Origin of the sequence: Phenylobacterium sp., assembly GCF_035569475.1 — a bacterium.
Lineage (GTDB): Bacteria > Pseudomonadota > Alphaproteobacteria > Caulobacterales > Caulobacteraceae > Phenylobacterium.
This window is the reverse complement of sequence record NZ_DATMNA010000076.1, coordinates 35,908-50,484: the sequence shown is the minus strand read 5'-3', so window position 1 is coordinate 50,484 and position 14,577 is coordinate 35,908. Positions and strand designations below refer to the sequence as shown.

Annotated in this window: 12 protein-coding genes; 7 read left to right on the top strand and 5 right to left on the bottom strand. The window is 70.5% G+C overall.

Features of this window, described 5'->3' with window-relative positions; genetic code table 11:
• Window positions 1-38 precede the first annotated feature (38 nt).
• Window positions 39-2,738, top strand: coding sequence for a PAS domain S-box protein (locus VNW53_RS11530; RefSeq protein WP_325555804.1), 2,700 nt, complete (start codon window positions 39-41; stop codon window positions 2,736-2,738).
• Here VNW53_RS11530 and VNW53_RS11525 read toward each other — a convergent pair.
• From VNW53_RS11525 to puuE, 4 genes are all read right to left on the bottom strand, one after another.
• Entirely contained in the window at window positions 2,735-3,601 is an 867-nt protein-coding gene (locus VNW53_RS11525; protein WP_325555803.1) for an alpha/beta fold hydrolase, read from the bottom strand. The genes VNW53_RS11530 and VNW53_RS11525 overlap by 4 nt on opposite strands.
• 118 nt (window positions 3,602-3,719) lie before the next feature.
• The gene (gene alc, locus VNW53_RS11520) at window positions 3,720-4,706 is read right to left on the bottom strand and encodes an allantoicase (RefSeq protein ID WP_325555802.1); all 987 of its coding nucleotides are present in this window, start codon (window positions 4,704-4,706) and stop codon (window positions 3,720-3,722) included.
• Window positions 4,707-4,719: 13 nt separating this feature from the next.
• A complete protein-coding gene (gene uraD, locus VNW53_RS11515; RefSeq protein WP_325555801.1) occupies window positions 4,720-5,208 on the bottom strand; it encodes a 2-oxo-4-hydroxy-4-carboxy-5-ureidoimidazoline decarboxylase in 489 nt (162 codons plus the stop codon).
• 147 nt (window positions 5,209-5,355) lie between these two features.
• Window positions 5,356-6,267 (bottom strand): allantoinase PuuE, encoded by a 912-nt coding sequence (puuE, locus tag VNW53_RS11510; protein ID WP_325555800.1) that lies wholly within the window; start codon window positions 6,265-6,267, stop codon window positions 5,356-5,358.
• An 81-nt stretch (window positions 6,268-6,348) separates the two neighbouring features.
• Here puuE and uraH point away from each other — a divergent pair, with 81 nt between their 5' ends.
• The 6 genes from uraH to VNW53_RS11480 all read left to right on the top strand — a co-directional run bounded on the left by uraH (window position 6,349) and on the right by VNW53_RS11480 (window position 13,256).
• Window positions 6,349-6,690: a hydroxyisourate hydrolase gene (gene uraH / locus VNW53_RS11505; RefSeq protein ID WP_325555799.1), complete on the top strand. Its 342-nt coding sequence runs from the start codon at window positions 6,349-6,351 to the stop codon at window positions 6,688-6,690.
• A 2-nt stretch (window positions 6,691-6,692) separates the two neighbouring features.
• Window positions 6,693-8,144, top strand: coding sequence for a xanthine dehydrogenase small subunit (xdhA, locus tag VNW53_RS11500; RefSeq protein ID WP_325555798.1), 1,452 nt, complete (start codon window positions 6,693-6,695; stop codon window positions 8,142-8,144).
• On the top strand, window positions 8,137-10,464 hold the full coding sequence (gene xdhB, locus VNW53_RS11495) for a xanthine dehydrogenase molybdopterin binding subunit (RefSeq protein WP_325555797.1): 2,328 nt from the start codon (window positions 8,137-8,139) through the stop codon (window positions 10,462-10,464). Before xdhA ends, xdhB begins: the two co-directional genes overlap by 8 nt.
• Window positions 10,457-11,419 carry a xanthine dehydrogenase accessory protein XdhC gene (gene xdhC / locus VNW53_RS11490; protein WP_325555796.1) on the top strand — a complete coding sequence of 321 codons (963 nt, stop codon included), beginning with the start codon at window positions 10,457-10,459 and terminating at the stop codon, window positions 11,417-11,419. Before xdhB ends, xdhC begins: the two co-directional genes overlap by 8 nt.
• A 10-nt stretch (window positions 11,420-11,429) precedes the next feature.
• Window positions 11,430-12,620, top strand: coding sequence for a urate hydroxylase PuuD (locus VNW53_RS11485; protein WP_325555795.1), 1,191 nt, complete (start codon window positions 11,430-11,432; stop codon window positions 12,618-12,620).
• 144 nt (window positions 12,621-12,764) lie between these two features.
• A complete protein-coding gene (locus VNW53_RS11480; RefSeq protein ID WP_325555794.1) occupies window positions 12,765-13,256 on the top strand; it encodes an ureidoglycolate lyase in 492 nt (163 codons plus the stop codon).
• Here VNW53_RS11480 and VNW53_RS11475 read toward each other — a convergent pair.
• Window positions 13,253-14,575: a sugar MFS transporter gene (locus tag VNW53_RS11475; RefSeq protein WP_325555793.1), complete on the bottom strand. Its 1,323-nt coding sequence runs from the start codon at window positions 14,573-14,575 to the stop codon at window positions 13,253-13,255. The two genes, VNW53_RS11480 and VNW53_RS11475, sit on opposite strands and share 4 nt — an antisense overlap.
• Between the last annotated feature and the right edge of the window lie 2 nt (window positions 14,576-14,577).

The window sequence follows — 14,577 nt, the reverse complement described above, 5'->3', positions numbered from 1 at the left end:
ATCGCCAGACCGAAGAGTCGATCGTCGAGGCCAGCGCCTTGCAGAGCGCGATCTTCAACAGCGCCAACTTCTCCAGCATCGCCACCGACGCCAAGGGCGTGATCCAGATCTTCAACGTCGGCGCCGAGCGGATGCTCGGCTTCACGGCCGCCGAGGTCATCAACACCATCACCCCGGCCGACATCTCCGACCCGCAGGAACTCATCGCCCGCGCCCAGGCCCTCAGCGCCGAGCTTTCGACCCCGATCACCCCGGGGTTCGAGGCCCTGGTGTTCAAGGCCTCGCGCGGCATCGAGGACATCTACGAGCTCACCTATATCCGCAAGGACGGGAGCCGGTTTCCCGCGGTGGTCTCGGTCACCGCGCTCCGCGACGCGCAGGACAAGATCATCGGCTACCTGTTGATCGGCACCGACAACACCGCGCGCAAGCAGGCCGAGGAAGCCCTGATCAAGGCCGGGGCCCTGCAAAGCGCGATCTTCAACAGCGCCAACTTCTCCAGCATCGCCACCGACGCCCAGGGGGTGATCCAGATCTTCAACGTCGGGGCCGAGCGAATGCTCGGCTACACGGCCGCCGAGGTGATGAACAAGATCACGCCGGCGGAGTTCTCCGATCCCCGCGAGCTGATCGCCCGGGCCGAAGCGCTCAGCGTCGAGCTGGCCACCCCGATCACCCCAGGGTTCGAGGCCCTGGTATTCAAGGCCTCGCGCGGCATCGAGGACATCTATGAGCTGACCAAGATCCGCAAGGACGGCACGCGCTTCCCGGCGGTCGTGTCGGTCACCGCCCTCCGCGATCCGCTGGGCGCGATCATCGGCTATCTGCTGATCGGCACCGACAACACCGCGCGCAAGCTGGTCGAGGAAGAACAGAAGAAGTCTGACCAGCGGCTGAGGGACCAGCAGTTCTACACCCGCTCGCTGATCGAATCGAACATCGACGCCCTGATGACCATCGACCCCGCCGGCATCATCACCGACGTCAACAAGCAGACCGAGGCGCTCACCGGCTGCACCCGCGACGAGCTGATCGGCGCGCCGTTCAAGGAGTGCTTCACCGATCCGGAACGCGCAGAGGCCGGTATCAAGCGGGTGCTCAGCGAAAAGTCCGTGACCGACTACGAGCTCACCGCCCGCGCGCGCGACGGCAAGCAGACCGTGGTCTCCTACAACGCCACGACCTTCTACAACCGCAGCCGCACCCTGCAGGGCGTATTCGCCGCCGCCCGCGACGTCACCGAGCGCAAGCGGGTGGAGCGCGAACTGCAGCAGGCCAAGGCGGCGGCCGAAAGCGCCAGTCGGACCAAGTCCGACTTCCTGGCCAGCATGAGCCACGAGATCCGCACGCCGATGAACGCGGTCATGGGCATCGCCGACCTGCTGGCCAAGACCGAGCTCACGCCGCAGCAGGACAAGTACGTTCAGATCTTCCGCCGCTCCGGCGACAACCTCCTGAACCTGATCAACGACATCCTCGACCTCTCCAAGGTGGAAGCCTCCCAGCTCGACCTGGAGCGCACCGGATTCTCCCTGGCCGACCACCTCGAGAAGGTGATCGAGATGGTCGCGCCCCGCGCCCAGGAAAAGGGCCTGACGCTGGTGTGGGAAATCGCGCCTGGCGTCAGCAACGACCTGGTCGGCGACCCGACGCGACTGCGCCAGGTGCTGCTCAATCTGCTCGGCAATGCGATCAAGTTCACGCCGGGCGGAAGCGTTTCGCTGAACGTCGAGCCCGACGGGGACAAGGCCGTGCCGACCGCCCTGCGGTTCACCGTGTCGGACACCGGTATCGGCATCCCGGGCGATAAGCTCAGCCGGGTGTTCGAACGCTTCACCCAGGCGGACTCCTCCACGACCCGCCGGTTCGGAGGCTCGGGCCTGGGCCTGACGATTTCCAAGCGGCTGGTTGAGCTCATGGGCGGCCGGATCTGGGTGGAGAGCGTCCTGGACGAAGGCAGCACCTTCAGCTTCGCCGTGCCTTTCGAGGTCTGGTCCGAGGCCAACCGACCCCTGGCGGCGCCGGCGGGCGCCGGGCCCAAGGGACAGCTTCCGGCGCTCAGGATCCTGCTGGCCGAGGACTCGCCCGACAACTGCACCATCGCGCTCGCCTATCTCGAGCACACGCCCTACCGGATCGACGTCGCCGAGACCGGCGCCATCGCCTGCCAGATGTTCACTGCCGGCCGCTACGACCTGGTCCTCATGGACCGCCAGATGCCGGTCATGGACGGCCTGACCGCGACGCGCACCCTGCGGGCCTGGGAAGAGGCCAACGGCCGGACTCCGACCCCGATCATCGCGCTCACGGCTTCGGCGCTGAAGGGCGATCGGGAGACTTGCCTGGCCGCCGGCTGCACGGCCTATCTGAGCAAGCCCATCAAGCAGGACGTCCTGCTGCAGGCGATCGCCGACTATTCCGCGGCCAGGCCGGCGGCGGACCCGGAGAACCCGCCCACGCGGACGGACCGCAGGCTCGCCGAGCGAACGCCCGCCTATCTGCTCAATTGCCGGCAGAACGTCATCGACATGGACGACGCCCTCGACCGCGCCGACTTCGAGGCGGTGACCGTCCTGGGGCACAATCTGCGCGGCTCGGGCGGCGGCTTCGGCTTCCCGGCCATCACCGACATCGGCGCGGGCCTCGAAGACGCCGCGGAGAAGTCCGACGCCGACGCCTCGCGCAAATGGGTCGCCAAGCTCTCCCGCTATCTGACCCGGCTCGAGACGGTAGCCTAGACCGGCGGGGCCGTCTTCAGATAGCCGATGACGATGTCGGCGATCAGCTTCGGCTGTTCGGGCAGCATGGCGTGGCCGGCGTTGGGGATGGTGACCACCGTCACCCGGTCGGGGTGGGCCTGCTTCAGGGCCTCGGCGTTGGTCGGGGCGGCGACGCGGTCGTTGGCGGCCTGAACGATCAGGATCGGCGCGTGGCCGCCGTCCAGCCATTCGCCGTTGGGGGTCGCGGCGCCGGCGGCCGTCTGGCCGGCCGCCACGTCGGGATACCAGCCCCCGCGCCAGACCGAAGGGTCGTTGCCGGGCGCGAAGAAGGCGGTCTTCACCGCCGCCAGATGCTGCTCCGCCGACAGCGTCTCGACGAAGACGTTCTGCAGGGCCGTCTGCACCTCCGGCTCCATCTTCACCTGCCCGCCGGCGGCCAGCAGGATCAGCCGCGACACCTGCTCGGGCCGGCGTGAGGCGAGCGCGCGGACGATGCGGTTGCCGTGTGCGTGGCCGATGAACACCGCCGGCTTGTCCGACAGTCCCCGGGCGACCATGCCGAAGTCGTCGGCCAGGTCGAACATGGTCACGCCGGTCATGGGCCCGCGGCTCTGGCCCAGGCCCCGCGGATCCACCGCGGCGACCTGGTAGCCGGCCGCCGCCAACCGCGCGGCGAGGTCGTCGAAGTCCGACGCGCCGCGCCCGAGCGAGGGCACGAGCACCACCAAGGGTCCCTTGCCCCGCACCGTGGCCGCGATGGTCACCTTGCCCTTGGCGTCGGTGCGGGAAAAGGTGCGCACGGCCTGGGCCTGGGCCATGGCCGGCGCCAGAGCGGCGGCGACGGCCAGCGTCAGGGCGGATCTGCGGGACAGGGCGGACATCTGCGGACCTCCGAAAGCTTACAGGCCGCCAGTATCTGCCCAATCCGGACCGAAACGGAAAGCGCCGGCCGAACGCCTTGCGAGCCGCCGATCCGCGCGGAGCCGAGGGAGAGCCGACTCAGCGCGCCAATTTCCCCATCACCCGCAGCCGGCTGACGCCGCCGTCAGGGTAGATGTTCAGGCGCACGAACTTCACCGGCCCCAGCGTCGCCAGCTCGTCGCGGAACAGGTGCGCCGTGTCGGCCGCCAGCTTCACCTCCGGCAGCAACACCGGCCAACCCTCGGCCTGCGCCGCGATTTCCTCGGGCGAGCCGTGCGCGCGCGCCGACGCCTGGATCGAGCAGCGGTCGGGGTAATTGCCCTTGAAGTGGGCGGTGTCCACCGTGACCTCCTCGATCCGCCCGAAGGCGCCCAGCTCCAGCACCGCCCAGTCGTGCCCAGGTTCGCGGCGCCGGCGCGTCTCCCAGCCGTCGCCCATGTTCACACCCCGGCCGGGCGCGGTGAGGTTGGCGACCGCGCCATAGTGCTCGTTGTTGGCGATAATCCCGCGCCCGCCGTTCGCCACGGCCAGGAGGTCGATAGCCTCGTCGGCCGGCGCCTTGGTCCAGTCCGGCAGCACCCGGCCCCAGACGCGCAAGCGCGCCACGCCGCCGTCCGGATAGATGTGCAGCCGTACATGGGTGACGGGCTCGGCATGGCCGATCGCGACCCAGACCCGGTCGTCGCCCTTCAGCTCCAGCTTGGGCGTCACCGCCGTCCAGGCCTCGTCGGGCGGGATCTCCGCCTCCGACCGCGCGACCTCCAGCATCGCGCCCGGCGGGTAGTTGCCGGTGAAGAAGGCGGTGTCGATCTCGAAGCCCGCCACCTCACCGGGGACGCCCAGGCGGACCACGCACCAGTCGTGGCCCTCCACGCGCTTGCGGCGGCTTTCCCAGCCGTCCATCCACTTGCCGTTGTCGTCGTACTTGCCGTCGATCCAGACCGGCGCGTCCGGCGAGATGAGGCGGGCCTTGTCGGCGAAGAAGTCGTCGGTGGCGTAGACCACCTGCGACCCCAGCCGGGGCTGGGCCAGGTCCACGTAACGGCGGCGCAGGTCGTCGAACATGGCGCGGTCCCTCTCAGGTCAGCTCGGCAAGCCGGAACCCGGCGATGCGGTGGATCTGGTCGATGGCGGCGGCGAACTCCGTCTCGGGGTCGTTGGCCAGCCGCGCCTCGAACGCCGCCAGGATGTCGGCCCGCGTCATGCCCTTCACCGCGACGATGAAGGGAAAACCGAAGCGTGCGTCATAGGCGCCGTTCAGCCGCTGGAACGCCGCGAACTCCTCGGCGTCGCATTGGTCCAGCCCCGCGCCGGACTGCTCCCGCACCGAGGCCTGCGCCATCCGCGCGCGGCTCGCCAGCTCCGGATGCGCGCGGATCAGCGCCAGCCGCATCTCCTGCGGCGCGGCGTCCACCTGCGCCCGCATCGCCTGCGCCAGCGCCCCCGGCGCATCCAGCCGTCCTGCCTCTGCCGCCGGCCAGACGCCCTCCGCCACCCACGGCGAGGCCTCGTAGACGGGGCCGAAGACGGCGAGGAATTGGGCGTGGGAAAGAGAGCTGGGCTTCACTGTTGAGCCCCAAACGCTGTCGTCATCCTTCCGTCAGCCGCAGGCTGAGCCGGGGGAGCCAAGCTGATCTTCGAAATGGCCAACTCAGCTCGGGTCCCCCGGATCGCCTCTTCGGACGACCGGAGGATGACGGGGGTTGGGGACGCCTCATCCTTCATGGGGATGCCGCTCGCGCCAGTGGCGCGCGATGTCGACGCGGCGGCAGAACCAGACGTCCTTGTGGCCCTGGGCGTAGGCGATGAACCGCTCCAGCCCGGCCATCTTGCCCGGCCGTCCGGCCAGGCGGCCGTGCAGGCCCACCGACATCATCTTCGGCGATGTCTCGCCCTCGGCATAGAGCACGTCGAAGGCGTCCTTCAGGTAGGCGAAGAAATCGTCGCCGGTGACCAGGCCGCCGCCGGAGAAGCGCATGTCGTTGGCCTCCAGGGTGTAGGGCACGATCAGATGCGGCCGCCCCGCGACCTGCGTCCAGAACGGGAGGTCGTCGGAATAGTCGTCGGCGTCGTAGAGGAAGCCACCCGCCTCCGCCGCCAGCCGGCGGGTGTTGGGGCTGGTCCGCCCCGTGTACCAGCCCAGCGGCGGGTCGCCGGTCAGCCGGGTGTGGACCTCGATGGCGCGGGCCATGTGCTCGCGTTCCACCGCCTCGGGCACGTCCTGGTAGTTGATCCAGCGCCAGCCGTGCGAGGCGATCTCGTGGCCCGCCTCCAGGAAGGCCTCGACCACGGCGGGATTGCGCTCCAGGGCCATCGCCACCCCGAACACCGTCACCGGCACATGGCGGCGGGCGAACAGTTGCAAGAGCCGCCACACCCCGGCGCGGCTGCCGTACTCGTAGATCTGTTCCATGCTCATATGCCGCGCGCCGAACACGGGCGCGGGGTTGATCAGGTCGGAGAGGAAGGTTTCGGACGAGGCGTCCCCGTGCAGGACGCTCATCTCCGCGCCCTCCTCGTAGTTCAGCACCAGTTGCACGGCGATCCGCGCCCCGCCAGGCCAGTGGGCGTGCGGCGGCCCGCGGCCGTAGCCGACGAGATCGCGTGGATAGTCGTCGTCACTCATGTCGGACCGCATACTAGGCCAAAGAGTTGCAATTGCATGGGGTTGGACCGACTCTGGGCGGCTGGCGGTCCCGGAAGGCAAATGAGCGGTCTCACCACCCACGTGCTGGACACGGCGAACGGCAGGCCCGCCGCCGGCATGGCCGTGCGCCTGCTGCGGGGCGGTCAGGTTCTGGTCAGCACGCGGACCAATTCCGACGGCCGGTGCGACGCGCCCCTCCTGGCCGGCGAGGCCCTGACGGCCGGCGCCTATCGGCTGGAGTTCGACGTCGGCCCCTACTTCCGGGCGCTCGGAGTCGCCCTGCCCGATCCGGCCTTCCTGGACACCGTCGCCCTCGAGTTCGGGATCGCCGAGCCGGTCCAGCCCTATCACGTGCCCCTGCTGGTCAGCCCGTTCGGCTATTCCACCTATCGCGGTAGCTGACCATGGGCCGCCCGATCCGATTCCTGCTGGACGGCGAGGTTCGGGAACTGGCGGACGCTGACCCGACGCTGACCGTGCTCAACCTGCTGCGCTACGACCTGCGCCGCACCGGCTCCAAGGAAGGCTGCGCCGAGGGCGATTGCGGCGCCTGCACGGTCGTGCTGGGCGAACTGGCGGACGGCAAGGTCGCCTTCCGGGCGGTCAATGCCTGCCTTCTGTTCGCCCCCATGCTGGACGGCCGCGCCCTCTTCACCGTCGAGAGCCTGAAGCGGCCGGACGGCGCCTTGCATCCCGTGCAGCAGGCCGTGGTCGCCTGTCACGCCTCGCAGTGCGGCTTCTGCACCCCGGGCTTCGTCATGAGCCTCTACGCCCACCAGCGTTCCGGCGCCGCCACCGACAGCGCCACCCTGAAGGATGCGCTGGCCGGCAACCTCTGCCGCTGCACCGGCTACGGCCCGATCCTCGCCGCGGGCCAGGCCATGGGCGGCGATCCGGAAGCGGCAGAGACCGGGGCGCTGGCGGCGGCTCTCCTGGGCCTGCGGCGGGCCGAAAGCCTGGAGGTCGAGCACCGGGGCCGCCGCTTCCTGGCCCCCCGCACGGCCGCGGACTTCGCCGCCGCGGTCGAACGGAACCCCGACGCCGTGATCCTCGCCGGCGGCACCGACGTCGGCCTGTGGGTGACCAAGCAGCACCGGGACCTGGCCGTGGTCATCTCCCTGAACGAGGCGGAAGAGCTCCGGCGCATCGACGACCAGGCGGACGCCATCCGCGTCGGCGCGGGCGTGAGGTACGCCGACGCCCATGCCGCCCTGGCCGACCTCCATCCGGAATTCGGCGACCTGCTGCGCCGGCTGGGCGGCCTGCAGGTCCGCAACCTGGGCACTATCTGCGGCAACATCGCCAACGGCTCGCCGATCGGCGACATGCCCCCGGCCCTGATCGCGGCCGGCGCGACCCTGGTGCTGCGCCGCGGCGAGGAAAGGCGGACGCTGCCGCTGGAGGCCTATTTCCTGGCCTACGGGAAACAGGACCGGCGCCCGGGCGAGTTCGTCGAGGCGGTGGTCGTGCCGCGCATCCCGGCGGCCCGGGTGTTCCGCGCCTACAAGCTTTCCAAGCGCTTCGACCAGGACATCTCCGCCGTCTGCGCCGGCGTCTCGATCAGCGTCGAGGCCGGCCGCGTCACCGAGGCCCGCATCGCCTTCGGCGGCATGGCCACGACGCCCAGGCGCGCGGCGGCCTGCGAGGCCGCGCTCACCGGCCAGCCCTGGAGCGAAGCCGCCGTCCGCGCCGCCGCCGAGGCCCTGGCCGAGGACTTCCAGCCCATCGACGACCTGCGCGCCTCGGCCGCCTATCGCCTGCAGGCGGCAGGCAACCTGCTGATCCGCGCCTGGCTGGAGAGCGGCCCCGGCGCGCCGCTCCGCGTCCTCGAAGCCGAGGCGGTGGCCCATGGCTGACGCCGGAGACGCCCTTCGCACGCTTTCCGCCGTCCACAGCGCCATCGCCCACGACAGCGCCGAAAAGCACGTCTCCGGCGAGGCGCTCTACATCGACGACCTGCCCGAGCCGGTGGGCCTGCTGCACCTCTTCGTCGGCCAGAGCGCGCGGGCCCACGCGCGGATCATGCGGCTCGACCTCTCCGCCGTCGCCGCCGCGCCGGGCGTCGCCTGCGTGCTGACCGCCGCCGACGTGCCCGGCAGGAACGAGATCGGCCCGGTGGTGAACGACGAGCCGCTGTTGCCCGAAGGCGTCGTGCGCTTCGTGGGCCAGCCGCTGTTCGCCGTCGCCGCCGAGAGCCTGCCCAAGGCCCGCGCCGCCGCCGCCCTGGCCGTGGTCGAGTACGAGGACCTGCCGCCGCTGCTCACCATCGAGGCGGCCCGGGCGGCCAACGCCCTGATCGAGGACAGCCAGGCCATGCGGCTGGGCGACGCCCGCGCCGCCATCGCCGCGGCGCCGCACGCGCTTTCCGGGACCCTGGCCACCGGCGGCCAGGACCACTTCTACCTGGAAGGCCAGGTCGCCCTGGTCATGCCCGGCGAGGACGGCGACCTGCACGTCTGGTCCTCGACCCAGAATCCGACCGAGACCCAGCACCTGATCGCCCGGTGCCTCGGCCTGCGCGACAACGCCGTGGTGGTCGAGGTGCGGCGCATGGGCGGCGGCTTCGGCGGCAAGGAAACCCAGTCTATCCACTACGCGGCGCTCGCGGCCCTGGCCGTCCGGAAGACCGGCCGCCCGGCCAAGATCCGCCTCGACCGCGACGACGACATGGTGATGACCGGCAAGCGCCACGCCTTCGCCGTCGACTGGCAGGTGGGCTTCAACGCCGACGGCAGGCTGCGCGGCGCGGCCTTCGAACTGGCCTCCCGCTGCGGCCACTCCGCCGACCTGTCCATCGCCATCAACGACCGGGCGATGTTCCATTGCGACAACGCCTACGCCCTGCAGGCCGCCGAGATCGTCAGCCACCGCCTGCGCACCAACACTGTCTCCGACACCGCCTTCCGCGGCTTCGGCGGGCCGCAGGGGATGATGGGCGTCGAACGCGCCATGGACGCCATCGCCTGGCGCCTCGGCAAGGACCCGCTGGATGTGCGCCTGGCCAACCTCTACGGCGTGGCCGGCGATCAGACGCCCTACGGCCAGACCGTCACCGACGCCGTGGCCTTCGAGATCATGACCGAGCTGGCGGAGGACTGCGCCTACCGCGCGCGGCGCGAGGCGGTCGCCGCCTGGAACGCGCGGAACGTCATCCTCAAGCGCGGCCTGGCGCTGACGCCGGTGAAGTTCGGCATCTCCTTCACCGCCAACCATCTGAACCAGGCGGGCGCCCTGGTGCACGTCTACACCGACGGCTCGATCCACCTGAACCACGGTGGGACCGAGATGGGCCAGGGACTGAACATCAAGGTCGCCCAGGTGGTCGCCCACGAGTTCCAGGTCCCGCTGGAGACGGTGAAGATCAGCGCCACCCGGACCGACAAAGTGCCCAACAGCTCGGCCACAGCCGCATCCTCCGGCAGCGACCTCAACGGCATGGCCGCGCAAGCGGCGTGCGAGACGATCAAGGCGCGGCTGGTCGCCTTCGCCGCCGAGGAATTCCGGTGCCCGCCTGAGGCCGTCATCTTCGGCTCCGACGGCGTCCAGGCCGGCGCCACGACCCTGAGCTTCACCGAACTGGTCCGCCGCGCCTACTTCAGCCGCGTCTCGCTCTCGGCCACCGGCTACTATCGAACCCCGGAGATCCACTACGACCGGGCGCGCCACCAGGGGCGGCCCTTCTACTACTTCGCCTATGGCGCGGCCTGTTCGGAGGTCGTCGTCGACACCCTGACCGGCGAGAACAGGGTCACCCGCGTCGACATCCTGCACGACTGCGGCCGTTCGCTGAACCCGGCGGTCGACGCAGGCCAGATCGAGGGCGGCTTCATCCAGGGGATGGGCTGGCTGACCACGGAGGAGCTGGTGTTCGACGGGACCGGCGCGCTCCGCACCCATGCCCCGTCCACCTACAAGATCCCCGCTGCCGGCGACCGGCCCGACGCCTTCAACCTGTCGATCTGGAGCCGGGGCGAAAACCGCGAGGCCACCATCCACCGCTCCAAGGCCGTGGGCGAGCCGCCGCTGATGCTGGCGATCTCGGTGTTCAGCGCGCTCACCGACGCCGTCGCCAGCGCCGCCGACCACAAGATCCTGCCCAGGCTCGACGCCCCGGCCACGCCTGAGCGTATCCTGACGGCGGTCGAGGACGTGCGCCGGAGAGCCGCCCATGAGTGAGTGGATCGCCGAGGCCCTGGAGGCGGTGAGCCGCGGCGAGGCGCTGGCCATGGCCACCGTGGTCGGCGCCCAGGGCTCCACGCCGCGGGAGATCGGGGCGCGGATGCTGATCTGGCCGGACCGCTTCACCGGCACCATCGGCGGCGGCTCGCTGGAGCGCCAGGCGCTGGACCAGGCGCGCAGGCTGCTGGCCCAGGACGCGCGCCGCCACGCCCTGCAGGACTATCCGCTGGGCCCAATGCTGGGCCAGTGCTGCGGCGGCCGCGTGCGCCTGCTGGTGGAACGGATCGACGGCGACAGCCGCCGCTGGCTGGCCGAGGCCGAGCGCGCTCGCCAGGCCCGAACGCCCTTCCGCCTGCAGGCCGACATCGAGAGCTCCCACCTGCGTCGCTCCGTGCAGCCCGCCGCCGGCGAGGACCCCGCCGACAACAGCCCACGCACCCCGATCCCTGAGGTCCGCCGCCTGTCGGAGCTGATGCGGCCCGCCAGGCCCAGGCTGGCGATCTTCGGCGCCGGCCACGTGGGCCAGGCGGTGGCGCGGGCCTTCGCGCCCTTGCCCTTCGACCTGGCCTGGCTGGCCAGCCGCGAGGACCTGCGCCCAGAGGCCGGGGGGACCCACGCCGAGATCCTCGGCGAGGACGAGCTGGAGGCCTGTATCGAGGCCGCGCCGGCCGGGACGCTCTTCGCCATCTTCACCCACAGCCACGACCTGGACTACCGGCTGACCAGGGCCGTGCTGGCAAGGGGCGACTTCCGCTACCTCGGCCTGATCGGCTCGCGCACCAAGCGCGTCCGGTTCGAGAACCGGCTGAAGGCAGACGGCTTCACCGAGGCGGACCTCGCGCGCCTCACCTGCCCGATCGGCATCCCCGGCCTGCCGGGCAAGGCGCCGGCGGTGATCGCCGTGGCCCTGGCCGCGGAGCTCTTGCAACTGACGCGGGACCCGGCGGCGTGAGGTTCGCCAGATGACGTTCGAATGGGGGGCCTGGGCGAACCTGGCGATCCGCTGGCTGCACCTGACGGCCGGCATCGCCTGGATCGGCTCGTCGTTCTATTTCATGTGGCTGGACAGCCACCTGAAGCCGCCGACCAACCCGCCAAAAGGCGTCGCCGGCGAACTCTGGAGCGTCCATTCGGGCGGCTTCTACCGCCAGATGAAGTTCATGGTCGCGCCCGAGGGCCTGCCGGACGAGCTGCACTGGTTCAAGTGGGAGGCCTACACAACCTGGATCTCCGGCGTCCTGCTGCTGGCGCTGATCTTCTACGTCGGCGCCGACGTGAACCTGATCGACGCCTCCCGGCTCGCCCTGACCCGCTGGCAGGCGATCGGCGTGGGCGTGGGTTCGCTGGCGGTGGGATGGCTGGTCTACGACGGCCTCTGCCGCTCGCCCCTGGGGGCCAACCTGCGGGCCTTCGGCGTGGCCTGGTTCCTGATCCTCACGGTGGCGGCCTGGGGCTTGACCCGCATCTTCTCCGACCTGGGCGCGGTGATGCACCTGGGCGCCATCGTCGGCACGGTGATGGCCGGCAACGTCTTCCTGGTCATCATCCCCAATCAGCGGAAGGTCGTGGCCCAGGTCCTGGCTGGCGAGACGCCGGACCCCAGCCTCGGCAAGCAGGCCAAGCAGCGGTCCATCCACAACAACTACATGACCCTGCCGGTGCTGCTGATCATGATCAGCAACCACTATCCGATGATCGTCTCGGCGCCCCTGAACTGGCTGTGGCTGGCGGGCCTGGGCGTGGTCGGCTGGACCATCCGCCACTTCTTCAACCTCAGGAACGCCGGCCAGGTCCGCTACGACGTCCTGCTGCTGGGCGCGCTCGCCTTCGTCACCGTCGCGGTGCTCAACGAGACCGCCAGGCCGCCGCCGCCCGCCACCGTTCCCGTACCGCCCTTCGCCGAGGTGCGCGCCCTGGTGGACCGGCATTGCGTCGCCTGCCACGCGGCCTCGCCAACCCACAAGGGGGTCAGCGCCCCGCCCAACGGGGTGATCCTCGCCACCGACGACGGCCTGACCAAAAACGCCGCCAAGGTCTACGCGCGCGCCGTCGCCACCCATTCCATGCCGCTCAACAACGAGACCCACATGACCGACGCCGAGCGCGCCAGCCTGGGCGCCTGGATCAAGGCCGGCGCGAAGGTGGGATCGTGAACCCATCCACCAGCCTCGTCATCCTCCGGTCGCCCGAAGAGGCGATCCGGGGGACCCAGGCTGAGGTCGCGATTTCGCGAGTCGGCTTGAGTCCCCCGGATCAGCCTGCGGCTGACCGGAGGATGGCGATCTGGAGGTATTCGGATGCGTAATCTCACCCCCGAACCGCTGACCGCCGAAGCCTTCGCGCCCTTCGGGGACGTCATCGAGGCCTCCGATCGAGCCGAGCAGGTCGCGATCAACTATGGCTATACGACCCGCTTCAACGACCTGGCCGCGATCGACGTCGGCGACCAGGGCGGCCGCGCGGTCGTCAGCCTGTTCCGCGCCCGGCCCCTGGCGCCTCCGGTGCTGAAGATCTTCGAGCGCCATCCGCTGGGCAGCCAGAGCTTCACGCCGCTGCAGGGCCGTCCGTTCCTGGCGGCGGCGGCGCCGGCGGGCGACTTCGACCCCGCCGCGGTCCGCGTCTTCCGCGCCGGCCCGCACCAGGGGGTGAACTACCGCAAGGGCGTCTGGCACCACTTCCTGCTGCCGCTGGAGGCGGAGAGCGACTTCCTGGTCATCGACCGCGCCGGACCGGGCCAGAACCTCGACGAGGTCGAACTCACCGAAGCCGACTGGATCCTGGTGGTCTAAGGCCCGCCCGCGCCCGCCGCCAAGACGGCCGGCGTCGCGATGAGCCGGCCTGTCCGATGGCCGCGCCAGGCGTAGAAGAAGATGTAGAGGTAGCAGGGCGCCATCAGGGCCAGGAACACCGCCTGGAAATCGAAGTGCTGCTTCAGGACCGCGAAGGCCTGGGGGATGATCGCCCCGCCGGCGATGCCCATCACCAGCAGCGCCGATCCGGTCTCGGTCGCCCGGCCCAGGCCGCGGATCGCCAGCGGGAAGATCGCCGGCCACATCATGGCGTTGGCGAAGCCCAGCGCCGCGACGCAGGCCACAGAGGCATAGCCATGGGTCGCGAAGGCGCCCGCCGCCAGCGCCACGCCCAGCAGGGCCGAGCCGCGCAGATAGGTCTCCTGCGAGACGACCTTCGGCGTCAGCAGCAGGCCCGACAGATAGCCCAGCAGCATGGCCGCGAGCGTGAAGGCGGTGAAGAACTTGGTCTGGTCGAGCGGCAGTCCGAAGCCGCGGCCATAGGCGCCGATGGCGTCGCCGGCCATGACCTCGACGCCCACATAGACGAAGAGGCAGAGCACCCCCAGCCACAGGTGCGGATAGCGGAAGATGCTGGGCGCGGGCCCGCCGGCGTCGTGCGCCGAAGCGTTGGCCTCCGAGGCCTTCAGCTCCGGCAGCGGCGATTTCAGCACCCCGACAGCGGCGGCAAGTAAAATGGCGGCCATGGCCAGGTAGGGCAGATGGATCTTGGCCGCGAAGCGGTCGAGCAGCGCCTCGCGCGCCGGCCCGCTCAGCCCCTTGAGGGCGTCCGCCAGGTCGCCGATCCCGTGCAGCACCAGGGCGCCGATCACCAGGGGCGCGGCGATGCCGGCGAGCTTGTTGCAGATGCCCATCAGGGCGATGCGCCGCGCGGCCCCCTCGATGGGGCCCAGGATGCTGACGTAGGGATTGATCGCCGTCTGCAGCAGCGCCAGGCCGCCGCCGATGGTGAAGAGGCCGGCGAGCGCGCCGGGATACCAGCGCCGGGTGGCGAACTCCCCGAAGGCGCCGGCCCCGGCCGCCATCACCGTCAGGGCCAACGCCAGGCCCTTCTTCAGGCCGGTGCCCCGCAGGATCCAGGACGCCGGCAGGGCCAGGACGAAATAGGACAGGTAGAAGACCATCAGGATCAGGAACGAGTTCACCTCGTCCAGATCGAAGGCCAGCCGCACGAAGCTGATCAGCGGACCGTTCAGCCAGGTCACGAAGCCCGTGACGAAGAACAGCGCGCCCGCGATCGCGATCGACCGCCCGAGGGTCGGGTCGGACCGGCCGGGTGCGGACGCGCTGTCCGCCATGG